Here is a 22,880-nt window from a genome sequence, read left to right as displayed (position 1 = left end):
GGTTCGGCACGGCGGCGCGTCGGTGCCAGAATGAAACAAGACCGGCCACCCCCACCCCGGGCGGGTCGGCACGCCGCACGGCGGCGCCACTAGCAGGCACGTGTGAAGGAGCACCATGGCAAGGCCCGGAGACCGCCCCGCGATCACCGCCGAGGGCACGGCAAGCCAGTTGCCGGACATCGATCCCGAGGAGACGCGGGAATGGCTGGATTCGCTCGACGGCCTGCTCGCCGAATCGGGTGAACATCGCGCCCGGTTCATCATGTTGAAGCTGCTGGAGCACGCCCGGGAGAACCGGATCGGCCTGCCCGCCCTGCGCAGCTCCGACTACATCAACACCATCCCGCCGGAGAAGGAACCGTGGTTCCCCGGCGACGAGCACGTCGAGCGCCGGATCCGCGCCTACATCCGCTGGAACGCCGCGGTCATGGTGTCGAAGGCGAACCGCAAGGGCCTGGAGGTCGGCGGGCACATCGCCACCTACCAGAGCGCGGCCAGCCTCTACGAGGTCGGCTTCAACCACTTCTTCCGCGGCAAGGACCATCCCGGCGGCGGGGACCAGGTCTACCTCCAGGGTCACGCCTCGCCCGGCATCTATGCCCGCGCCTATCTGGAGGGCCGCCTGGACGATGCCAAGCTCGACGCGTTCCGCCAGGAGGTGAGCCACGGCCCCGGCAACGGGTTGTCGTCCTACCCGCACCCGCGGCTGATGCCGAACTTCTGGGAGTTCCCGACGGTCTCGATGGGCCTGACCGGGATCAACTCGATCTACCAGGCGCGGTTCAACCGCTACCTGCACAACCGCGGCATCACCGACACCTCCCAGCAGCGGGTGTGGGCCTTCCTCGGCGACGGCGAGATGGCCGAACCGGAGTCGCTGGGCGCGATCGGGGTGGCGGCCCGGGAGGGCCTGGACAACCTCACCTGGGTGATCAACTGCAACCTGCAGCAGCTCGACGGACCGGTGCGTGGCAACGGCAAGATCATCCAGGAACTGGAGTCGACCTTCCTCGGCGCGGGCTGGAACGTGATCAAGGTGCTCTGGGGCCGCGGCTGGGATCCGCTCCTGGCCAAGGATTCCGACGGCGTCCTGGTGAACAAGATGAACACCACGCCGGACGGCCAGTTCCAGACCTATTCGGTCGAGTCGGGTGACTTCATCCGCAAGAACTTCTTCGACGATCCCCGGCTGGCCAAGATGGTCGCCGACCTCTCCGACGACGACCTGACCAAGCTGCCGCGCGGCGGTCACGACTACCGCAAGGTCTATGCGGCCTTCAAGGCGGCGACCGAACACGTCGGCCAGCCGACGGTGATCCTGGCGCAGACGATCAAGGGCTGGACCATCGAGGCGCTGGAGGGCCGCAACGCGACCCACCAGATGAAGAAGCTGACCAGCAAGGATCTGAAGAGCTTCCGGGACCGGCTGTATCTCGACATCCCCGACAGCGCGCTGGAGGACCCCTACAACCCGCCCTATTACCACCCGGGCGCCGATTCCGACGAGATCTCCTACATGCTCGAGCGACGCAAGGCGCTCGGCGGTTTCCTGCCCGAGCGACGGGCGAAGCCGAAGTCGATCACCCTGCCGGGCGACAAGGCCTATGCCCCGCTGCTCGCGTCGGCGGGCGACAACAAGGTCGCCACGACCCAGGCCTTCGTCCGGCTGCTCCGCGACCTGATGAAGGACCCGGAGATCGGCAAGCGGATCGTGCCGATCGCGCCCGACGAGTTCCGCACCTTCGGCATGGACTCGATGTTCCCGACGGCCAAGATCTACTCCCCGCACGGGCAGAACTACGACTCGGTCGATCGCAAGCTGCTGTTGTCGTGGAAGGAGTCCGCGCAGGGGCAGTTGCTGCACGAAGGCATCTCCGAGGCCGGCGCGATGGGCTCGACCACCGCCGCCGGCACGGCATATGCCACGCACGGCGAGCCGATGATCCCGGTCTACATCTTCTACTCGATGTTCGGCTTCCAGCGCACCGGCGACTCGATCTGGGCGATGGCCGACCAGTTGGGCCGCGGCTTCCTGATCGGGGCCACCGCCGGGCGTACCACGCTGACCGGTGAGGGGTTGCAGCACGCCGACGGGCACTCCCCGCTGCTGGCCGCGTCGAATCCGGCGATCGTGCACTACGACCCGGCATTCGCCTACGAGGTGGCCCACATCGTCCGCGACGGCCTGCGCCGGATGTATGACTACGGCTCCGACGAGCACCCCGGCGGGGAGAACGTCATCTACTACCTGACCGTCTACAACGAGCCGGTGCCGCAGCCGGGCGAGCCCGAGGGTCTGGACGTGGCGGCGCTGCTCAAGGGCATCTACCGGTACGCCGATGCGCCGGACGGCGCCGAGGATCGGCCGAAGGCGCAGATCCTGGCGTCGGGAGTGTCGATGCCGGATGCGCTGAAGGCGCAGCAGATCCTCGCCGACGATCATGGCGTCGCCGCCACGGTGTGGTCGGTGACCTCGTGGAACGAGCTGCGGCGCGATGCCGTCGAGGCCGACGAGTGGAACCGCGCGCACGGCACCGAGGAGCCGCGGGTGCCGTTCGTGACCAAGGCGCTGGAGGGCGCCGAGGGCCCGGTGATCGCGGTCAGCGACTACATGCGCGAGGTGCAGGACCAGATCCAGCCGTGGGTGCCGAACCGCTACCACGCGCTCGGCACCGACGGGTTCGGCTTCGCCGACACCCGGGCGGCCGCGCGCCGGTACTTCAACACCGACGCCCCGTCGATCGTGGTGGGTACGCTGCAGGCCCTGGCGGCCGACGGCCAGTTCGATCACGACACCGCGGCGAAGGCCTACGACACCTACCAGTTGGGGGATCCGACCGCGGTTGCCGATGTCGCCCAGGAGGGCGGCGACGCCTGAGCCCGGGCGGTGTCGGGGCTCCGCCCGCTTCGACGACCTCGTCGCCGACCGGGCGCTGATCTTCGGCGCCCCGCGCGCCGAGCTGTCGGCCGTCCGGATCGACCAGGTCGGCCCGGTGCTGCGACAGGTGGAGCGGGCCACCGCGGCCGGCGCGTGGGCGGCGGGATTCGTCGGCTACGACGCGGCGGCCGCCTTCCTGCCGGTTCCGCGGGCGCCGTCGGCGGCAGACGGACTGCCTCTGGCGTGGTTCATGATCACCGATCCGCCGCGGGTCGCGCCGGCGCTGTCCGGCCTCCCTGCCGAGGGGCCCGGCCCGACCGGTCCCTGGCAACCGGCGTGGTCGGCCGCCGAGCATCGCGACCGGGTGGCCGCGATCCGGTCGGCGATCGCGCGCGGCGACACCTACCAGGCGAACCTGACGACCACCCTGCGCGGACACGTCCCGGGCGATCCGGCCGCGTTCTACCGCCAACTGGCGAGCGCGCAGCACGGTTCCTTCCACGCGCTGCTGCGGGTCGGCGACCGGGTCGTCGCGAGCGCCAGCCCCGAACGCTTCTTCCGCTGGAGCGCCGACGAGCTGCTGTGCAGCCCGATGAAGGGCACGGCCCCGCGCGGGGTGTCGGTCGCCGCGGACGCCGTCGCCCGCGAGCGGTTGCTGGCCAGCGCCAAGGAGCGCGCCGAGAACGTGATGATCGTCGACCTGCTGCGCAACGACCTCGGCCGGATCGCGCGCACGGGCACGGTCGCGGTGAGCGAGCTGCTGCGCGCGGAGCGCTATCCGTCGGTCTGGCAGCTCGTCTCCGACATCCGCGCCGTCCCCGCACCGGGCGTGGGGCTGGCCGAGATCTTCGCCGCACTCTTCCCCTGCGGCTCGATCACGGGCGCTCCGAAGATCAGCACGGCGAAGCTGCTGACCGAGCTGGAGGGGCGCGGCCGCGGCCTCTACTGCGGCGCCATCGGTTACGTCGCACCGCCGGGCGCACCGGTGCGAGCGGAGTTCAACGTCGCGATCCGCACGGTCGTGCTCGACGCGCAGGGTGCCGCCAGCTACGGCGTCGGCGGCGCCATCACCTGGGATTCCGAGCCGGCCGCGGAATGGGCAGAGCTCGCGGCGAAGGCACGGGTGCTCGGCCAGCCGGTGGCGCCGTTCGCGCTGCTGGAGACATTCGGGGTGGCCGAGCGCGACGGCGTACCCACCGCGGTGAATCTGTCCGCGCACCTGGCCCGACTGGCGGCCTCGGCCGACCATTTCGGGTTCGCCTTCGACCGTGACCGGGTCGAGCGCGCGGTGGCCGCCGCGTTGGCCGGGGTCGACCGCGCGCGGGTACGCCTGGAGCTCGCCCGCGACGGAACGGCGACGGTGCGCCTCGCTCCCCCGCCGGACCCGCCCGCGCGACCGCTGGCGCTTGCCGTGCACCGGGCCGAACCGGTCGATCCGGACAACCCGTGGCTGCACCACAAGACGACCAACCGCGAGGTCCACGAGCGAGCCCGGGCCGCCCACCCGGGCGCCGACGAGGTGTTGCTGGTGAACCGCGCCGGCATGATCACCGAGGCGACCACGGCGAACGTCGTCGCGCTGATCGACGGGAAGTGGTGCACCCCGCCGACGACCGACGGCTGCCTGCCCGGGATCGAACGCGCCCGGCTGCTCGACGCCGGCATCCTGGTCGAGCGGTCGATCCCCGCCGACCGGCTCGGGTCGGCCGCCGGGCTCGCGCTGATCAACTCCCTGCGCGGCTGGCGGCCGGCAGAGCTGTCGCCGCGAGGGTCGGGGCGACCGCCTCGGGAGACAGGTTGAGCCGCCGCAGGGTCTGCGCATTCAGCGCGACGATGATCGTGGACAGCGACATCAGCACGGCGCCGACCGCCATCGGCAGCACGAAGCCGATCGGTGCGAGGACGCCCGCGGCCAGCGGCACGGAGATCAGGTTGTAGCCGGCAGCCCACCACAGGTTCTGCTTCATCTTGCGGTACGCCGCATCGGACAGCGTGATCACCGACAACACACCGCGCGGGTCGTCGCTGGCCAGGATCACACCGGCCGAGGCGACGGCCACGTCGGTCCCGGCGCCGATGGCGATGCCGACATCGGCCCGGGCCAGGGCGGGTGCGTCGTTGACGCCGTCGCCGACCATGGCGACCCGCTTGCCCTCGGCCTGCAGCTCGCCGACGACTCGGGCCTTGTCCTCGGGACGCACCTGCGCGTGGACGCGGTCGATGCCGAGCTGTGCGCCGACGGCGTCGGCCACCGATCGGGCGTCGCCGGTGATCATCACGACCTCGATGCCCCGCTCGCGCAGGCCGGCGACCGCCTCGCGCGACTCGGCGCGGATCGCGTCGGCGAGGGCCAGCGCGCCGATCACCTGGCCGTCGACGAGGACGGACAGGACCGTGGCGGCCGGCCCGAAACCCGGTTCACCGGAGGTTTCCAGCGGATCGGCACCGGCGCTGGCCAGCATCGCCGGCCCGCCGACGGCGACCGTCCGGTCGTCGACGGTGGCGGTGACACCGAGGGCGGGCGAGGCGGTGAAGTCGCGGGCACGCGGCACGGACAGGCCGCGTTCGGCTGCCGCGGTGACGATCGCGCGGGCCAGCGGGTGCTCGCTGTCGGCCTCGGCGGCAGCGGCGAGGGCGAGAAGTTGATCTTCGTCGGTGCCGGGTGCGGGCCGGGCGCCGACCAGGACGGGCTCACCACGGGTGAGCGTACCGGTCTTGTCGAAGAGCACCACATCGACCGTGCGCATGGATTCCAGCGCCAACCGGTCCGAGATCAGGATGCCGTTGCGGGCCGCCTTCTCGGTGGAGATCGAGACGACCAACGGGATCGCCAGACCGAGCGCGTGGGGGCAGGCGATAACCAGCACGGTGATCGCGCGGACGACGGCCTGGTCCGGCATCCCGAGCACCGACCAGACGATCACTGTGATCACCGCGGCGGCCAGCGCGAACCAGAACAGCCACGCGGCGGCGCGGTCGGCGAGGCGCTGCGCACGGGTGGTGGAGCTCTGCGCGTCGGCGACCAGCTTGCGGATCCCGGCGAGCGCCGTCCGGTCGCCGGTCGCGGTGACCCTGACCCGCAGGGCGGAGTCGGTGGCGACCGTGCCGGCGACGACCGGGTCGCCGATGCCGCGCCGGACCGGGCGCGACTCTCCGGTGATCATGGACTCGTCCACGCTGGCCTCGCCGTCGCTGACCTCACCGTCGGCCGGCAGACGGCCGCCCGGCCGGACCAGCACGAGATCGCCGACGGCCAGCAGGCTCGGATCGACCTGGCTGGTGCCGCCGTCCGCGTCGATCCGCTCGGCGGTGTCGGGCAGCAGCGCGGCCAGGCTGTCCAGGGCGGAGCTGGTCCGGGCCAGCGAGCGCATCTCCAGCCAGTGCCCGAGCAGCATGATCACGATCAGCAGCGCCAGCTCCCACCAGAAGTCGAGCTGGTGGTCCAGCAGGCCGAGCGTGGCGCCCCAGGAGGCCAGGAACGCGACCGTGATCGCGAGGGCGATGAGCAGCATCATCCCGGGGCGCCGGGCGCGCAGTTCGGAGACGGCGCCGGTCAGGAAGGGCCGGCCGCCCCAGAGGTACATCACCGTGCCGAGGACCGGCGAGAGCCAGCGCAGCCAGGGCCAGTCGGGCAACGGGTAGCCGAGCAGCATCGCGAACATCGGGCTGGCGGCCACCGTCGGGATCGCCAGTGCCAGCATCACCCAGAACAGTCGCCGGAACTGGGCCGCGTGGTCGCCGTGCCCGCCGTGACCCGCGTGCCCGGTATGGCCTTCGCCGTGGCCCGCATGCCCGGTGTGGCCGGCCATCGGCATGGATTCTTCCGGCTGGTGCTGGTGTTCGGTCATGTCTCGCACTATACCCCCTAGGGGTATCTGAACAAGACTGGTCGATGCGCGCCCGTCAGGGTGCCGAGGCGTCGATCAGGCCCTGCAGCGAGGTTCGCGTACCTTCCAGCTCGGCGATCCGCGCATCGTGCTCGCGCAGGTGCGCGACGAGCACCGGTACAGCGCACGGCTCCAGGCGCCCCGGCTCGTGGATGCAGTCGACCAGCTCGCGGATCACCCGCACCGGCAGCCCGGCCGCCAACAGCTCGCGGATCCGGCGGACCCGCTCCACTGCGCCCGCGTCGAACAATCGCTGGCCGGCCGAGGAACGTCGAGCCGGCAGGATCCCGCTGTTCTCGTAGTGCCGCAGCAGCCGCGCACTCACCCCGGTCCGCTCGGCCAGTTCCCCGACCCGCAGCGACCGCCCCGCACTTGCCCCTGCCACTGGTGTCAACTCCTAGCTTCGGGCCATGCCCATCGCACTGACCTACCTCAACGGTAGAACCCCCACCGCCGAACAGCTCGCCCCGTTGGCCTTCGCCGGATACACCCACTTCACCGCGATGCAGGTACGCGATCGCGCCGCTCGCGGGCTCGACCTGCACCTGGAGCGGCTGCGGAGCGCCAGCGACGAGATGTTCGGCCACCACCTCGCCGACGCCGAGCTGCGGACGCTGCTCGCCGATGCGGTACGCCGCGGACCGCGCGACAGCTCGCTCACCTGCTTCGTGACGGGCCGACCGGGCGAGTTCACGGCGCCGGACGTCGCGCCCGACCTCGACGTCCTGGTCAGGGTCACCGATCCTGCCCAACCGCCGGCCGGCCCGCTGGCACTCGACGCGGTCGCACACGAGCGGCATCTCCCCGAGATCAAGCACACGGGCGAGGTGGCCAAGACGCGATATCTGCGCCGGGCCGTGGCTCGCGGTTTCGACGACGCCGCCTTCCTCGACCGCGATGGCCGACTGTCGGAGGCGACCATCTGGAACCTGGCTTTCAGCGACGGCAGCTCGGTGATCTGGCCGGACGCCGCCGTGCTGCCCGGGGTCACCATGCAGATCCTGCGGCGGCGCCTCGCCGCCCTCGGCGTACCCCAGGAAACGCGCGACATCCGACCGGCCGACCTCGATCCGCGGCTCTCCGGTGTGGTGATCAACTCCTGGTCGCCCGGCATCGCCCTGGATCGGATCGGCGACCGGCGCCTGGCCGACGGGCGGGCGTTCTCGGCGCTGTTGCACCGGGCCTACGCCACGGAACCAGCCGTCAACTTTGATTGACACATTGCGTGTCGTCAACTACGGTTGACGCATGGCGATGGCGGATCTGATCACGGAGGCGAACGACCTGGGCGACCCGCGCCGCGGGCTGCGCGCGATCCACGCGCTGCGTCGCGCGACCGACGCCTGGGAGCTCGCCCAGGTCGAGGCGGCCCTCGCGGCGGGGTTGAGCTGGGCCGAGATCGCAACCGAGCTCGGGGTGACCAAGCAGGCCGCCCACAAGAGGTACGCCAAACGCGTGCACCCCGACCTGACCGACCCCGACAAACGCCGACGTGGCGGCTCCCGACCAGAAAGGCCAACGCGATGACCTCCGTCTCAGACACCCAACTCATCCTGACCGGCGCGATCATGGAGGCGGTCCGCGCGCGGCAGCAGACGATCGATGTCGATCATCTGCTGCTGGGGCTGGTCAGCGCCGGCGGCCCGTCGGCGGCCCTGCTCGCCCGCCACGGGGTCGGCCTGGCGCAACTGCGTACCGCCAGCCGCGAACTGGAGCGCGACGAGCTGATCGACATCGGCATCGCCCCGCCGGCGCCGCCGGAGCGTGAGCTCAGCCTGACACAGCAACTCGAACTCGTGCGCCGCGGCGACTGGAACTTCGCACCGTCGACCAGAACGCTCGCCAAGGCACTGCGGATCGGCGGCCGCGATGATCGTGACTTCCTGGGCGCCGCCCTGGACGATCCCCGCGTCCGCGAGTACCTCGAATGGGCCGGTGCCGACCCCGCCGCGATCCGTGCCGAACTGGCCGCTACCCACGACACCGGGGACCACCCGTCGCGCAACGGGGAGATCGCGGTCGAGAAGTTGATCACCGCAACACTCGGCGACATCTGGCCGCTGCTGGCCGAGCCGGCCGCCCGGCTCGACTGGGACGGATCACTCGACGACACCGTCGCCGCGGAGGACGGCACATTGCGCCAGACGGTGCGCGGCGGCGGGCGTACCGCCACGATCACGCACCGGCTCGTGACCGCCGTCCCGCCCGAGAGCGGGCGCGCCAGGGTCAGTTGGCTGGAGACGCGCCCGGACGGTCGGAGCCGGCTCGACCTGGCGCTGACCGAAGTGCCGGGGGGTACGCGGATACGGATCGCCCGCCGGCTGTCCCCACCCCGGACCTGGCTGCAGCGACTGGCGCGGCGGTGGGCACCTCACTTCCTGGGCAACCAGCTAGGCATGCTCGCCCAGGCGCTGAACCAGGCCACGGCGAGCCGCCATCCGCGCGGCTGACCGGCGCTCGCCGAGCGGCTCCGCGGCCCACGCGCCTCGATCGACCGCGAGCACCTACGACGAGGTGCCCGTGGTCGAGCGCCCCTGACCCCGCCCCCGACCGGTCACCGCTGCTTCTTCGCGCCGGCCCACTCCAGCAGCCGATCCACCGGCCAGGTGTCGACGATCCGGTCGGGCTCGATGCCGGCGGCGACCGCGCGCTCGGCCCCGTAGACGCGGAAGTCGAGCTGCCCGGGCGCGTGCGCATCGGTGTCGATCGAGAACAGACATCCAGAATCGCGGGCGAGCTCCAGCAGGCGGTCCGGCGGGTCGCGGCGCTCCGGGCGGGAGTTGATCTCGACCGCGACGTCGAACCGGGCGCAGGCGGCGAAGACCACCTCGGCATCGAAGACCGATTCCGGTCGCGTGCCGCGCGCGCCCTCGATCAGGCGCCCCGTGCAGTGGCCGAGGATGTTGGTACGCGGGTTGGCGATCGCGCCAACCATCCGGTGCGTCATCGACTCCGAATCCATCCGCAGCTTGGAATGCACCGACGACACCACCACGTCGAGCCGGTCCAGCAGTCCGCGATCCTGATCAAGGTCGCCGTCGTCGAGGATGTCGACCTCGATCCCCCGCAGCACCCGGAACTCCCCCGCCAACTCGGCATTGATCGAATCGATCACACCGATCTGCTCGGTCAGTCGTTTCGCGGTCAGCCCGCGCGCAACCTTCAGCCGCGGCGAGTGATCGGTGATCGCGAGATAGGTCAGGCCCAGCCCGCGCGCCACCTCGACCATCTCCTCCAGCGGCGATCCCCCATCGGACCAGGTCGTGTGCGTGTGCAGATCGCCGCGCAGGTCCTTGATCAACTCGCCGCCGTCGGCGAGCGGTGTGGCGCCGGCCTCGCGCAGCCCGGCGAGATAGTCGGGTACGCCCCCGGCGACCGCCTCCTTGATCACTGTTGCCGTCTTCGGCCCGATGCCGGCGACCTCGCCCCAGCTTGCGTCGCGCTCGCGGCGGGCACGCTCGGCGCCGCTCAGCGCGGCGACCGCGTCGGCTGCCTTCCGGTAGGCCTGCACGCGATAGGTGTCGGCGCGCGACCGCTCCAGCCAGAAGCCGATCTCACGCAGGGCGACGACGGGATCCACGCGCACAGGGTACGGCCGCGATCCGGAACCGAACCGCGGCGCGCGTCGTTGAGCAGGCAGTTGCAATTTCAATCATGTGCCGTCGATCGACCGCGCACTCTGCCGAGGAGGCCCACCGTGACCGACCCGACAACCCCACAGGCTCCCCGGAGCGCGCGCCTTCGGACGGTGGTGATCATCGCCGGCATCGTCGCGGCGCTCGCCGTGGCCGCGGCGATCCTCGGGCCGCGCTGGTACGCCGAGTCACGCAACTCCGCCGCCCCGCCGCCGCTGCAGGCCCCCACCGCCGGGCCGGCCACCGCGCCTCCCACGACCGGCCCGTCGGCTCCGGGCGACGACCTGGCCGGCGAGTGGCGTGTCGGTCCGGGCTCGGAGGCGGGCTACCGGATCGAGGAGGTGCTGAACGGCAACGACGTCACCGTGGTCGGGCGTACCGACTCGGTCAGCGGGACCGCCACCGTCGCCGGCGACCGGCTCACCGCGGCGACGATCGAGGTCGACGTCGCGAGCATCGCCACGGACAGTTCGCGGCGCGACTCCTACTTCCGCGATACGGCGCTGCGCGCCGACGAGTTCCCGACCGCCACCTTCGAGGTCACCGAGCCGGTCGACCTGCCGGCCGCGTTCGTCTCCGGCGGCTCCGGCGCGACCGAGGTCAGCGGCGAGCTCACGCTGGCGGGGCAGACCCGGCCCGCGACCGGAACGTTCGAACTCACCCGCGACGGCGAGGCCGTGGCGGTGTCCGGCACGGTCGACGTCGACGTCCGCGACTACGGCATCGAGCCGCCGAACCTGGGCTTCGTCACCGTCGAGCCGACCGGTCAGGTGGAGTTCCTGGTCAACCTCGGCCGCTGACCGCCCGGCTCACCGATTGTCGGCGAGCACCGCCCGCAGGTCCCGGGCCGGCCGGCCGAGCGCCTCGCGCACACCCTCGACCGGCGTGGAGTTGCGGCCGTCGAGGATCTCGGCGAACAGTTCGGTGATGCCGCGCGCATCGTCCGCGCCGATCCCGATACCGGCCAGCCGTGCGACGAATTCCTCCGGCTCGACCCGGCGCAGCTCGACCGGGCGCCCGGAGGTCTCCGCCAGCAGGGCCGCCGCCTCCGCGAAGGTGTAGGCGCGCGACCCGCTCACCTCGTAGCGCCGCCCGCGGTGAGCGGGATCGGTGAGCGCGGCGACCACCACCTCGGCGATGTCGCGGGTGTCGGTGAACGGTTCTGGGCAGTCATCGGCCGGCAACGGCAGTTCGCCCGCCGCGATGAACGGCGCGAACAGCCCCTCGGTGAAGTTCTGGGCGAACCAGGAGGCGGTGACCACGGTCGCGTCGACCCCGCTGCTCTGCAGGGCCCGCTCGGCTTCCTGGGCGCCCGGCTCGTTGCGGCCGGACAGCAGGACGAGGTGGTCGAGCCCGGCGTCGCGGGCGAGCGCCGCCAGCGAGGCGATCGCCTCCGCGGCGCCCGGCATGGCGAGATCGGGCTGGTAGACGAGGTACGCGGCCCGCGCCCCCTGCAGCGCGGGGGTCCAGGTCTCCGGCGCGTTCCAGTCGAACGTGATGGCCTCGGAGCGGCCGACCGGCCGGGTGGGTACGCCGCGCTCGGCGAGGGCGTCGATGACGTGTCGGGAGGTCTTGCCGCGGGGGCAGGTGATGGCGATCGGGCGGGCATCCGGATTGACGTGTGTCGTATTCATGCGGCCTATCCCACCGCGGCATGGCGAGAGAGAACATGCTCTCGTCGCGCCAAAACATTCGCGATCGTCCTAGACTGCCGGCGTGGACAGCACCGGAGCACTGCTCACCGGCCCCCGCGCCCAACGCGCCTTCGCGCTGCGCGTGTGCCTCTCGGCGGGCTGGCGGCTCCGGATCGACGACGGCTCGGCGCTGTGCCTGCTGGTGCCGGTGCGCGGCGCGCTCGAGGTGCGGTTCGATGACGGCCGGACCGCCCGGGCAGAGCCGGGCGAGGTGCTCCTGCTGCGCGGGCCGGACCCGTACCACGCCTATGACGATGCCGGCGCGCCGCTGTTGGCCGAGATCCGCGCCGACGGTGGCTGTTATGCCCCGGACGGGACGCTGGTCCGCGACCTGCTGGCGCTCGGTGTCCGCACCTGGGGCACCGACGCGGACGGGCCGACCGAGTTCGTGACGGCGACCTATGCCCGCAGCAACGAGGTCGGCGCCCGGCTGGTCGAGGCGCTGCCGCGCTGCCTGGTGGTCGCCGGGCACGAGTTCGACTGGCCGATACCCGAGCTGTTGCACCGCGAGCTGGCGACGACGTCGGCGGGACAGGATGTGGTGGTCGACCGTCTGCTGGACCTGCTGCTGCTCGGCGCCGTCCGGGCATGGTCGCGCGGTTTCCCCGACGCTCCGGCGTGGGCGGGTGCGGCCGACGATCCCGTGGCGCGTGGCGCGCTGGCGGCGCTGCACCACAACCCGGCGTACCCGTGGACGGTCGAGTCGCTCGCCCGCCACGGCGGTGTCTCCCGGGCGGTGCTCGCCCGTCGGTTCACCGACGCCGTCGGGGAACCGCCGATGGGCTACCTGACGGGCTGGCGGATCCGGCTCGCGGCAGACCTGCTGATCGAGCGCGAGCACACGCTGGAGCGGATCGCCCACGAGGTCGGGTACGCCTCGGCGTTCGCGCTGAGCGCGGCGTTCAAGCGGGTGCGGGGGATGAGCCCCCGGCAGTTCCGGGCGCTCAGCGATCCACGCGGACGCGGCGCGACTTCGGCCGCGGGCGGTTGAACAGCGCCACGGCGACCACGGCCAGCGCGACGGCCCCGAGGAGCAGCACGGTCAGTTCCAGCGGCATCGGTGTCAGTTCCCTTCGGATGCGGTGCCCGTCATTACTACCCCTCCGCGGGGTCAGGAGCAAGCCGGTGATGCGTCGGTCAACGGTACGCCGCCGCTAAGCTCGCCGCCATGCCTGTCGACCCCGCCCCGTGGCCCTGGTGGCCGTCGACGCGCACCCGCAACGCGATCGTGAAGCGGCTGAATGGCCTGCGCGGCCAGCTCGGCACCGCCACGGTGACCGAGATGGAGCGCCGCCACGTGTGGTTCCGCGAGCTGGGCGCCGATCATCGCTCCTGGATCGCCCTCGTGGCGCAGGCGGGCATCGACGGGTTCATCTCGTGGTTCGCCGACCCGCGCTCCGCGCCGAGCGGTGCCGACATCTTCCGGGCCGCCCCCCGCTCGCTGATCCGGCAGATCACGCTGCACCAGACCGTCGATCTGGTCCGCACCACCATCGAGGTGGTGGAGGCGAAGACCCAGGAGCTGATGCCGCGGGCCGACCGGCCCGTGCTCGCGCAGGCCATCTTGGCCTACAGCCGCGAGATCGCCTTCGGCGCCGCGCAGCTCTACGCCCGTGCGGCCGAGACCCGCGGCGCCTGGGACGCCCGACTGGAGTCGCTGGTGGTCGATGCGGTGGTCCGCGGCGAGGCCGACGAGACGGTCCTGTCGCGGGCCTCCACGCTGGGCTGGCAGTGGCCGGAGGCCGTGATGGTGGTGGTCGGTGGGGCGCCGGAGGACGACCCGGACGGCGCCGTTGAGGCGATGCGGCGGCGTACCACCCGGCTCGGGCTGGACCTGCTGGCCGCGACCCACGGCGACCGGCTGGTCGTGGTGCTGGGCGGGGCCGGTGTGGTGGACGCGCCGGGCCGGCAGCGCGCCGTGGCGGCCGTGCTCGACACCTTCGCCCCCGGGCCGGTGGTGCTGGGGCCGGTCGTGGAACACCTGGTCGATGCGACGGCCTCCGCCCGGGCCGCCCTGTCCGGTCTGCGCGCCGCCCGCGGCTGGCCGGCGGCGCCGCGCCCGGTCGAGGCACGAGAACTGCTGCCCGAGCGGGTGCTGTCGGGCGACGGGCACGCGCGCCGGTCCCTGGACCGCGAGGTGTACCGGCCGCTGCGCGACGCCGGCGGCGGCCTGCTGGAGACCCTGGAGGCCTTCCTCGACCATGGTTCCTCGGTCGAGGCGGCGGCCCGGGCGTTGTTCGTTCACGCCAATACGGTGCGCTACCGGCTGAAGCGGATCGCCGAGGTCTGCGGCTACTCCCCCGCCGATCCGCGCGAGGCGTACTTCCTGCGGCTGGCGCTCACCCTCGGCCGGCTGTGGGCCGATGGCTGAGCAGCGACCGCCGGGGACGGCCTCGACCTTCAGCACCCGGTGGATCCTCGGCATCGCGGCGCTGGTCGCGATCAGCCTGGTCGGTGCGGTGGCCTTTCTCACCAGCCCGTTCGCCGGCACCGGCGCCGATCGCCCCGCGACGCCGGCGCCGACCACCCCGGCGACCGCCTATGCCGTCCCGGACGCGCCGGTCACCGGCGGCGTCGGGAAGCCGGTGGAGTGGTACCAACACACCGGCCGCGGCACGGTCACGGTGCACGAGGCGAGTTGGGAGACCCGCGGTACGGTGCCCCCGGCGGACGGGCTGCGCTATCTGGTGTTGGACGTCGAGGTCGCCTGCACCGAGGGCACCCTGGCGGTCAATCCGCTCTACCTCAGCGCGGAGGACTCCCGCGGCAACGAGGCCTTCCTGGCGCAGATGTCGGGCTACCAGCCGGAGCTGCCCGAGGTGGTCCTGGAACCGGGCAAGGCGGTCCGCGCCAAAGCCACCTTCGAGGTGGCCCCAGGAGAGACGACCGTGATCTTCACCGAGGAGCTGTTCAACCCGATCCTCCAGATCACGGTCGACGGCCCGCGCTGAGTCGGCCGTTGTGGACTTCTGACAAAAACCCGCGACCAGATTGGTCGGCTCACCTGCCACACCCGGGCGGCCCGGCGCGCAAGGCTGAATCCCGTGCTCGCGATCGTCGCGCCCGGACAGGGCGCCCAGAAGCCCGGCTTCCTCGAACCCTGGCTGGCCGACGCCGACACGGCCGCCCACCTGGACCGGCTCGGTGCGGTCGCCAAGCTCGACCTGACCCACTACGGCACCCGGGCCGACGAGGACACCATCCGCGACACCGCCATCGCGCAGCCGCTGCTGGTCGCCGCCGGGCTGATCACCCTGGCCGCACTCACCGACGGGTCGGACGAGATGCCCGCCGGGGTGCTGGCCGGGCACTCCGTCGGCGAGATCACCGCCGCCGCGGCGGCCGGGGCGCTGACGGAGGAACAGGCCATGACGCTGGTCCGCGAGCGCGGCCGCGCCATGGCCGAGGCGAGCGCGATCGCGCCGACGTCGATGACCGCGGTGCTGCGCGGCGATCCCGAGGAGGTGCTCGCGGCGATCGAGGCCGCCGGCCTCACCCCGGCCAACAACAACGGCACCGGGCAGATCGTGGCCGCCGGCACGGTCGAGCAACTGGCCGCGCTCGCCGAGCACCCGCCCGCCGGCGCCCGCCTGGTGCCGCTCAGCGTCGCCGGGGCCTTCCACACCGAGCACATGGCGCCCGCGGTGGAGCGGCTGGCCGACCTGGCGCGCGGGCTGAGCACCGGCGCTCTGCGTACCGAACTGCTGTCGAATGCCGACGGGCGCGCGGTCACCGACGGCGCCGACGCGCTGTTCCGGATCGTCGGGCAGGTCGCCAACCCGGTCCGCTGGGACCTGTGCATGGCGACGATGGCCGATCTCGGGGTGACCGGCCTGTTGGAGCTGTCGCCGGCCGGTACGCTCACCGGACTCGCCAAGCGCAACCTCAAGGGCGTCGAGACCTTTGCGCTGAACGGGCCCGAGCAGCTCGACGAGGCGCGCGCCTTCGTCCGCGCCCATCGCGCCGATGCCCCGCAGGCGGCCCAGCGGGCATGATGATGATCTCCGGACCGGCGACCCCGCCGGGTCCGGCGGCCGCCGCCCGCTGGGCGACGGCCACAGCACACAGGTAGCAAGCCAGTCAGAACCCGGCTATCAGTAACCAGACACAGGAGAACGCTCGTGGCCACCACCGAAGAGATCCGCACCCAGCTCGCCGAGATCGTCAACGAGCTGCTCGAGGTGCCCGTGGAGGATGTCCAGATGGACAAGTCGTTCGTCGACGACCTCGATGCCGACTCGCTCGCGATGAACGAGATCATCTACGCCGCCGAGGACAAGTTCGGCGTCTCCATCCCCGACGAGGAGGCCAAGAACCTCAAGACGGTCGGCGACGCCGTGGCCTACATCGAGCGCAACCAGGGCTGATCCCGCGCCCGGGACCCCGGCGGGCGCCGGGGTCCCGGCACGCAATCCCTGCGCGCGTTCCCGCGCGCACCATCCGAGCACAGAGAGACCGAGGCCACGCATGTCCCGCACCGTCGTCGTCACCGGAATCGGCGCCACCAGCCCGCTCGGGCCGGACGCGCCCGGCACCTGGCGCGCGATGCGGGACGGTACGCCCGGAGTTCACACGCTGACCGCCGAGTGGGCGGCCGAGCTGCCGACGACCTTCGCCGCCACCGTCACCCAGGAACCGGGCGAGCAGCTCCCCCGGGTCGAGGCGCGCCGGATGGACCGGGCGAGCCAGCTTGCGGTCGTGGCCAGCCTGGAGGCCTGGCGCGACGCCGGCTTCGGCCTCGGCGAGGACAACCCGGTCGACCGCGAGCGGCTCGGCGTGGCGATCGCGACCGGAATCGGCGGCCTGCACTCGTTGCTGGACAACTGGGACACCCTCAAGGAGCGAGGGGTACGCCGGGTCAGCCCCTTCGCCATCCCGATGCTGATGGCCAATGCGCCGGCGGCCAATGTCGGGCTGCGGCTCGGCGCCCGGGCCGGCGTACACACCGCTGTCTCGGCGTGCGCGTCGAGCTCCGAGGCGATCGCCCAGGCACTCGACATGATCCGCCTCGGCCGGGCCGATGTGGTGGTCGCGGGCGGCACCGAGGGCGTCGTACACCCGTTGCCGCTCGCCGCGTTCGGCCAGATGCAGGCGCTGTCGCGCCGCAATGACGACCCCGAGCGGGCGTCGCGGCCGTGGGACGTGGACCGCGACGGGTTCGTCCTCGGCGAGGGGGCCGCCTCGCTGGTGCTCGAAACGCTGGAGAGCGCCCGCGCCCGCGGCGCGAGGATCTATGGCACCGTCGCGGGCGCCGGGATCAGCAACGATGCCCATGACATGGTGCAGCCGGACCCCTCCGGCGCGGGCCAGGCCTCGGCGATGCGCAAGGCGCTGGCCGACGCCGACCTGGCAGCGGGCGACATCCGGCACGTGAACGCGCACGCCACCTCGACCCCGCAGGGCGATCTCGCGGAGGCGAAGTCGATCCGTGACGTCCTCGGAGCGGCCGCCGATGATGCCGTGGTCACCGGCACCAAGTCGATGACCGGCCACCTGCTGGGGGCCGCGGGCGCGATCGAGGCGCTCGCCACCGTGTACGCGCTGCGGGACCGGGTGGCGCCCCCGACGATCAACATCGACAACATCGAACCCGACCTGCCGATCGACGTGGCGGCGAATTCCGCGCGCCGGTTGGGCGACGGCGATCTTGCCGGGATCAGCAACTCGTTCGGTTTCGGCGGAGCGAACGTCTCGTTGATCTTCACCAATGCGGAGGCGACCGCAGCCGAGTGATCAAGGGGATCATGCCCGCCGCGAGCGGTGCCGCCGCACCGCGTCACGATTCGCGCACCGCGTCGAGCAGTAGCGCTGGGTACCGGGCCGGGTGAAGTCGGCATAGACCCGCGCACAGCCGCTGGCGGCACAGATCCCGAGCCGGTGCATCCCGCGCGTGACCAGGTGCAGCGCCGTGGCCACGTTGATCATGCTGCGCAGCACCCGGTCCAGGCTCAGCCCGGCCGGCCGGTAGTGCAGGTGCCAGCCCCGCCCGTCGTGATCGGTCAGGCTGGGATGGGTGGCGTGCGCCGCCAGGCTGGCGTTCAGCAGCTCGGCGCGCTCGCGCTCCCCCGCCACCGCGGCCAGCGCGCGCCACTGGTCGAGGAAGGTGGTCGTGTCGGCGAGCTCGGCGGCCGAGACCTGCCAGTCGACGACCATCCCCGCCTCGTTGCAGATCCGCGCCAGCTCCGCCGGATCGTCGGGCGGGTCGTTGGCCAGCCGCACGGCGAGGCGTACCGGATCCTCGCCGTAAGGGTTTACTCGCACAAGAACATGACAGCAGGATCGGGGGCATGTTGCAATGCCCCGCCCCCGACGGCCCGCACCTGTGGTGGGTCGCCTCGACCCATGCGACCAGCGAGGGTCGCGTCCGCTACCTGCGTTGCGACTGCGGCGCCTTCGAGATCCAACGCGGCGGCCAGCCGCTGGCGGCCCGGCTCACACCACCTGGTGCAGCCAGCGCACCGGGGTGTCCGCCCCCGCGTGCCGGAACGGCTCCAGTTCGTCGTCCCACGGCCGGCCCAGCAACTCGTCCAGTGAGCTGAGCAGTTCCTTGCGACCGAGCGCGTCGTTGACCACGGCATGCTTGATCCGGTCCTCGGGCACCAGCAGGTCGCCGTGCTGGCCGATGGCGCCGCAGAACACCCCGAGCGCCGGGGTGTAGGAATAGCGGACGCCCTCGGCGCCGGCCGCCGGCTCCTCGGTCACCTCGTAGCGGATCCGCTGCCAGCCCTGCAGCGCGCTCGCCAGGGTGGCGGCCGATCCGGCGGGGCCGGTCCAGGAATACTCGGCACGGTAGGCCGAGCGCTCCACCGGCTGCGCCGTCCAGTCCAAGGAGACGGGCATGCCGAGCGCGCCGCCGACGGCCCACTCGATGTGTGGGCACAGCGCCGACGGCGCCGAGTGGATGAACAGCACTCCACGGGTGGGCACGTTCACGGTTCCTCCTGCGGCTCGAGGTGTGCCTTCCCCAGCAGCCTCGTCTCCGCACGACGGAACCAGCGCCCATTCTGCAACATCCGCCCCAGCGACACCAGCCCCGGCTCAGGCGACCTCCCGTGCCCCGAAGATCGCGGTGCCGATGCGGATCACCGTGGCTCCGTGGGCGATCGCCGCCGCGAAGTCGCCGGACATCCCCATCGACAGCTCGTCCCACTCCCCCGCGACACCGCCCTCGCGCAGTTCACGCTGCAGTTGCTGCATCGAGGCGAAACAGCCCGCCACCCGCGCGGGATCGTCGGTGTTGGCCGCGAGGGTCATCAGGCCCACGACCCGCAGCGCGTGGTAGGGCGCCAGGGCCGCGGCGAACTCCGCGACCTGCGCGGGCGCCAGCCCGAACTTCGACTCCTCGCCCGAGGAGTTCACCTGGACGAACACGTCGAGGCCCCGCCCGAGCGCCTGCAGCCGACGATCCAGTGCCTCGGCGACCCGGACCGAGTCGAGCGCGTGGAACTCGCTCGCGTGCTCGGCGACCAGCTTGGCCTTGTTGGTCTGCAGGTGCCCGATCGCCGCCCAGCGCAGGCCGGCCAGATCGCCCAGCTCGTCGGCCTTGGCCGCCAGCTCCTGGGGCTTGTTCTCACCGAACTCGCGCATCCCGGCCGCAAAGGCGGCGCGCACGGCCTCCGCCGGCTGGGTCTTCGACACCGGCAGCAGCCGCACCCCGGCCGGATCGCGACCGGCGGCCGCACAGGCCTCGTCGATCCGGCCGCGTACCCGCGCCAGCCGCGCGGCGATCTCACCCACGAGTCCCACCCATCCGAGTCCTGCCCATCCGAGTCCCGCCCATTCGAGTCCCGCCCATTCGAGCCCTGCGCACCGTTCTCACCTCACGGCCAGCGCGCGGCGAGCGAGACGACGCCGACGGCAGACAACAACGCGAACAACAGACCGAAACCGGCGTAGCGGCTGGTCACCTCCTGGTCGACCTTCTCGTAGCCGACCGAGGAGGAGATGTTGGCATAGACCTCGCGGAGCTGTTCGGCAGACGCGGCCTCGTAGGCCTGGCCCCCGGAGATCCGGGCGACGGCCTCCAGCTCGTTGTGGTCGACCGGGACGGGCTCGCGGCGGCCGTCGATCTCCACATAGCCGTCCTGGGTGCCGTAGGCGATCGTGTAGACGGGCACATTGCGGTCGCGGGCGACCTGGGCCGCCTGGGCGGCCGGCGTACCCCACGTCGTCTTGCCGTCGGACAGCAACACGATCCGGGCGGGGAGCTGCTCGCCGTTGTCGGTCGGCGGAAGCTGCAGCAGCGCATCGAGCGAGCTGAGGATGCCCTCGCCGATCGCGGTCGACGGCATCAGCGTGAGCTGGTCGATCGCGGCGGTCGCCCGCTCGCGGTCCGGGGTCGGCGGGACCAGGATCTGCGCGGTCGCGGCGAACGCGACGACGCTGACGTTGTAGCCGGGCGGCAGCGACTCGATGAATGCGGTGGCGCCGGCCTTGGCGGCCGCCAGCCGGTTCGGCGCGACGTCCTCGGCCTCCATCGACAGCGAGACGTCCATGGTCACCACGATGGTGGCCCGCTCGCGCGGCACGTCCACCTGCTGCTTCGGCCGGGCATAGGCCACCACCAGCGCGGTCAGGCTGGCCAGCGCCAGCACCACGGCGAGGTGACGCTTCCAGGCGGGCTCGCGCTGCACCAGTTGCTGCACCGCCTGCCAGCTGCTGCGGCCGCGGTCGCGGCGCAGCCAGCAGAACAGCCCGTAGAGCCCGGCCAGCGCCGGCACCAGCAGCAGCCACCACAGCCGCTCGGGGTTCAGGAACTGGATCCAGTCGTTGATCATGACGGCCACCTCGCACTCAACGAGATCGTGCTCAGCGCGGCCAGGACGGCGAACACGCCGGCATACATTGCATAGCGCGCGGTGACATCGCGCCGCGCCTCCTCGAAGCCCACCTCGGATTCCACCTGTTGGTAGACATTGCGCAGTTCCTCGGCCGAGGACGCCGTCAGCGCCCGACCGCCGCTGCGCTCGGCGATCTGCCGCATCTCCTCGACATTCACCGGCACCGGCTGGCGCTCGTTGTCGAGATCGACGTAGCCGTTCTCGGTGCCGTAGGCGATGGTGAAGACCGGTACGCCGGCGTCGGCCGCCACCGCAGCGCCCTGCACCCCCGGCCGGCCGACATTGGTCTGCCCGTCGGACAACACCACGATCGCGCCCGGCGGCGGCTCGTCACCGTCGCCCTTCGGCGCCTGCTGCAGGGCGTTCATGGCGACCACGATCGACTCGCCGATCGCGGTGGAGTCGCGCAGTTCGAGCTGGGCGATCGCGCCCTCGACGGCCTGCCGGTTCAGCGTCGGCGGGACGACCACACCGGGATTGCCGGACAGGCTGACCAGGGCCACGTTGTAGGTCGGCGGCACCCCGTTGACGAACTCCGTCGCCGCCGTCTTGGCCGCCTCGATCCGGCTCGGCTCGACATCGGTCGCCGCCATCGACTGCGACACATCGAGCACCACCACCACGGTCGCCCGCTCCACGCGTACCCGGTCCAGGCCGACCGGCTTGGCCCAGGCGACCGTCAGCGTGACGAGGCTGAGCAACGCCATCGCCACGGCCAGGTGGCGCCGCCACTGCGAGGTCCGAGGCATCGCCAGCTCCAGCATGGCGGTGTTGGTGAAGCGCATGGCCTTGCGGTTGCGCCGGCGAGACAGCAGCAGGTACGCCCCGGCGAGCAGCGGGATCGCGAGCAGCGCCAGCAGCCGCTGCGGGAAGTCCAGCGACTCCGGCACCAGGTAGTCCAGCGGGTTCACCGGGCGACCCCCCGCGGCGGCGCGTGCAGCCGGCTCGCCACCCGCCGGTAGGCCAGCACGAAGCGGGCGATGTCGGCGACCCAGTCAGCATCGGTGCGCAACTGGATGTGCCCGGCACCGGCCCGGCGCAGCGCGATCCGGATCCGCTCGCGCTGGGCGGCCGCGACCGCATTCATCCGGTCGCGGGCCCCGGAGTCCGACGTGTTCACATAGCGCTCGAAGGTCGTCTCGGGGTCGCGGATCAGCACCTCGCCGACATTCGGGAAGTCGAGCTCGCGGGCATCCACCACCTCGACGGCCAGGACCTGCTGGCGCGCCGACATGTGCCGGATCGGACGCTCCCAGGCCGGCTCGACGTCCGGGTCGAGCTCGGTGTCGCCGGCGGTCACGAAGTCGGACACGATGACCCGCAGGCCCCGGCGCCGCTCGGTTCGGTTCAGGTGCTCGATGCCGTCGGCGAGGCTGGTCCGGGCGGGCGTGTGGTCGGGCACGATCGGGTCGGTCAGCAGCCGGCGGAGCAGACCGTAGAGCGCGGTACGCCCGGCGCCCGCCGGCAGCCGGCGGATCCCGTCGGGCCGCAGGATGGCGCCGCCGAACCGGTCACCCTGACGCTGGCCGAGGAACCCGATGGTGGCGATGGCGGCGATGCCGAGGTCACGCTTGGTGACGCCCGCGGTGCCCCAGTTCATCTTGGGGAAGGCGTCGAGCAGTGCCCAGACCTCCAGCTCGCGGTCGGCGACGGTGTCGCGGACGTGCGGCACGGTGGTCCGCGCCGTGACCGCCCAGTCCATCCGACGGACGTCGTCCTGGCCGGGCTGGTAGGGGCGCGCGTCGTTGTGCTCGGAGCCGGCGCCGGGCAGCAGCCCGAGATGATCGCCGTGCAGGAACCCGTCCAGGCGCCGGGCGATGGTCAACTCGAGGCGGCGCAGCGCCGCCTCGGGCGCGAGCTGGCTGATCGGCAGCGTCGCGGCCCGCGGGACCTCGACGACCGAGCGGAGCGCCGCGGTGGAGCTGTGCGGCGCGGAATGCAGGGGC

Annotated in this window: 22 protein-coding genes; 12 read left to right on the top strand and 10 right to left on the bottom strand. The window is 72.2% G+C overall.

Going from position 1 to position 22,880, the window contains the following annotated elements:
- Positions 1 to 115 precede the first annotated feature (115 nt).
- Positions 116 to 2,878 carry a pyruvate dehydrogenase (acetyl-transferring), homodimeric type gene (gene aceE, locus ACXDC7_RS08730; protein ID WP_459221873.1) on the top strand — a complete coding sequence of 921 codons (2,763 nt, stop codon included), beginning with the start codon at positions 116 to 118 and terminating at the stop codon, positions 2,876 to 2,878.
- The gene (gene pabB / locus ACXDC7_RS08725) at positions 2,850 to 4,679 is read left to right on the top strand and encodes an aminodeoxychorismate synthase component I (protein ID WP_459221872.1); all 1,830 of its coding nucleotides are present in this window, start codon (positions 2,850 to 2,852) and stop codon (positions 4,677 to 4,679) included. Before aceE ends, pabB begins: the two co-directional genes overlap by 29 nt.
- Here the strand turns inward: pabB and ACXDC7_RS08720 are convergent.
- Complete coding sequence (locus ACXDC7_RS08720) at positions 4,603 to 6,726, bottom strand: heavy metal translocating P-type ATPase (RefSeq protein ID WP_459221871.1); 2,124 nt, start codon at positions 6,724 to 6,726, stop codon at positions 4,603 to 4,605. The genes pabB and ACXDC7_RS08720 overlap by 77 nt on opposite strands.
- A 55-nt stretch (positions 6,727 to 6,781) precedes the next feature.
- On the bottom strand, positions 6,782 to 7,150 hold the full coding sequence (locus ACXDC7_RS08715) for a MerR family transcriptional regulator (RefSeq protein WP_218843625.1): 369 nt from the start codon (positions 7,148 to 7,150) through the stop codon (positions 6,782 to 6,784).
- A 25-nt stretch (positions 7,151 to 7,175) separates the two neighbouring features.
- Here ACXDC7_RS08715 and ACXDC7_RS08710 point away from each other — a divergent pair, with 25 nt between their 5' ends.
- From ACXDC7_RS08710 to ACXDC7_RS08700, 3 genes are read left to right on the top strand one after another with little or no spacing between them, the layout of a single operon-like run.
- On the top strand, positions 7,176 to 7,982 hold the full coding sequence (locus ACXDC7_RS08710) for an aminotransferase class IV family protein (RefSeq protein ID WP_179443916.1): 807 nt from the start codon (positions 7,176 to 7,178) through the stop codon (positions 7,980 to 7,982).
- A gap of 31 nt (positions 7,983 to 8,013) precedes the next feature.
- Positions 8,014 to 8,292 (top strand): hypothetical protein, encoded by a 279-nt coding sequence (locus ACXDC7_RS08705; protein WP_179443917.1) that lies wholly within the window; start codon positions 8,014 to 8,016, stop codon positions 8,290 to 8,292.
- Positions 8,289 to 9,215: a Clp protease N-terminal domain-containing protein gene (locus tag ACXDC7_RS08700; protein WP_459221870.1), complete on the top strand. Its 927-nt coding sequence runs from the start codon at positions 8,289 to 8,291 to the stop codon at positions 9,213 to 9,215. Before ACXDC7_RS08705 ends, ACXDC7_RS08700 begins: the two co-directional genes overlap by 4 nt.
- Positions 9,216 to 9,319: 104 nt before the next feature.
- Here ACXDC7_RS08700 and ACXDC7_RS08695 read toward each other — a convergent pair whose 3' ends face one another.
- Positions 9,320 to 10,345 (bottom strand): PHP domain-containing protein, encoded by a 1,026-nt coding sequence (locus ACXDC7_RS08695; protein WP_459221869.1) that lies wholly within the window; start codon positions 10,343 to 10,345, stop codon positions 9,320 to 9,322.
- Positions 10,346 to 10,462: 117 nt separating this feature from the next.
- Between ACXDC7_RS08695 and ACXDC7_RS08690 the strand changes: the two genes are divergently transcribed.
- Complete coding sequence (locus ACXDC7_RS08690) at positions 10,463 to 11,200, top strand: YceI family protein (protein WP_179443920.1); 738 nt, start codon at positions 10,463 to 10,465, stop codon at positions 11,198 to 11,200.
- A 9-nt stretch (positions 11,201 to 11,209) separates the two neighbouring features.
- Here ACXDC7_RS08690 and ACXDC7_RS08685 read toward each other — a convergent pair whose 3' ends face one another.
- Positions 11,210 to 12,034 (bottom strand): NmrA family NAD(P)-binding protein, encoded by an 825-nt coding sequence (locus ACXDC7_RS08685; protein WP_179443921.1) that lies wholly within the window; start codon positions 12,032 to 12,034, stop codon positions 11,210 to 11,212.
- Between the two features lie 82 nt (positions 12,035 to 12,116).
- On the opposite strand from ACXDC7_RS08685, the gene ACXDC7_RS08680 reads away from it, so the two are divergent.
- The 6 genes from ACXDC7_RS08680 to ACXDC7_RS08655 all read left to right on the top strand — a co-directional run bounded on the left by ACXDC7_RS08680 (position 12,117) and on the right by ACXDC7_RS08655 (position 17,827).
- Positions 12,117 to 13,085, top strand: a complete 969-nt coding sequence (locus tag ACXDC7_RS08680; protein WP_459221868.1) for an AraC family transcriptional regulator — start codon at positions 12,117 to 12,119, stop codon at positions 13,083 to 13,085.
- Between the two features lie 291 nt (positions 13,086 to 13,376).
- A complete protein-coding gene (locus tag ACXDC7_RS08675; protein WP_343046008.1) occupies positions 13,377 to 14,465 on the top strand; it encodes a PucR family transcriptional regulator in 1,089 nt (362 codons plus the stop codon).
- Entirely contained in the window at positions 14,458 to 15,045 is a 588-nt protein-coding gene (locus ACXDC7_RS08670; RefSeq protein ID WP_459221867.1) for a hypothetical protein, read from the top strand. The genes ACXDC7_RS08675 and ACXDC7_RS08670 overlap by 8 nt, the downstream gene beginning before the upstream one ends.
- Positions 15,046 to 15,138: 93 nt before the next feature.
- Entirely contained in the window at positions 15,139 to 16,089 is a 951-nt protein-coding gene (locus ACXDC7_RS08665) for an ACP S-malonyltransferase (RefSeq protein WP_459221866.1), read from the top strand.
- A 126-nt stretch (positions 16,090 to 16,215) separates the two neighbouring features.
- Positions 16,216 to 16,461: an acyl carrier protein gene (locus ACXDC7_RS08660; RefSeq protein WP_179443926.1), complete on the top strand. Its 246-nt coding sequence runs from the start codon at positions 16,216 to 16,218 to the stop codon at positions 16,459 to 16,461.
- A 100-nt stretch (positions 16,462 to 16,561) separates the two neighbouring features.
- Positions 16,562 to 17,827: a beta-ketoacyl-[acyl-carrier-protein] synthase family protein gene (locus tag ACXDC7_RS08655; RefSeq protein WP_459221865.1), complete on the top strand. Its 1,266-nt coding sequence runs from the start codon at positions 16,562 to 16,564 to the stop codon at positions 17,825 to 17,827.
- 9 nt (positions 17,828 to 17,836) lie between these two features.
- Here ACXDC7_RS08655 and ACXDC7_RS08650 read toward each other — a convergent pair whose 3' ends face one another.
- From ACXDC7_RS08650 to ACXDC7_RS08625, 6 genes are all read right to left on the bottom strand, one after another.
- A complete protein-coding gene (locus ACXDC7_RS08650; RefSeq protein ID WP_179443928.1) occupies positions 17,837 to 18,355 on the bottom strand; it encodes a CGNR zinc finger domain-containing protein in 519 nt (172 codons plus the stop codon).
- Between the two features lie 171 nt (positions 18,356 to 18,526).
- Entirely contained in the window at positions 18,527 to 19,027 is a 501-nt protein-coding gene (locus ACXDC7_RS08645; protein WP_425487391.1) for a DUF3145 domain-containing protein, read from the bottom strand.
- A gap of 105 nt (positions 19,028 to 19,132) precedes the next feature.
- Entirely contained in the window at positions 19,133 to 19,831 is a 699-nt protein-coding gene (locus tag ACXDC7_RS08640) for a YggS family pyridoxal phosphate-dependent enzyme (protein WP_459221864.1), read from the bottom strand.
- Between the two features lie 83 nt (positions 19,832 to 19,914).
- Complete coding sequence (locus ACXDC7_RS08635) at positions 19,915 to 20,871, bottom strand: VWA domain-containing protein (protein ID WP_179443929.1); 957 nt, start codon at positions 20,869 to 20,871, stop codon at positions 19,915 to 19,917.
- Positions 20,868 to 21,845, bottom strand: coding sequence for a VWA domain-containing protein (locus ACXDC7_RS08630; RefSeq protein ID WP_343045827.1), 978 nt, complete (start codon positions 21,843 to 21,845; stop codon positions 20,868 to 20,870). The genes ACXDC7_RS08635 and ACXDC7_RS08630 overlap by 4 nt, the downstream gene beginning before the upstream one ends.
- Positions 21,842 to 22,876: a DUF58 domain-containing protein gene (locus ACXDC7_RS08625; protein ID WP_179446379.1), complete on the bottom strand. Its 1,035-nt coding sequence runs from the start codon at positions 22,874 to 22,876 to the stop codon at positions 21,842 to 21,844. Before ACXDC7_RS08625 ends, ACXDC7_RS08630 begins: the two co-directional genes overlap by 4 nt.
- Between the last annotated feature and the right edge of the window lie 4 nt (positions 22,877 to 22,880).

The organism is Naumannella huperziae, from assembly GCF_054073625.1.
This window is presented reverse-complemented; position numbering and strand designations above follow the sequence as displayed.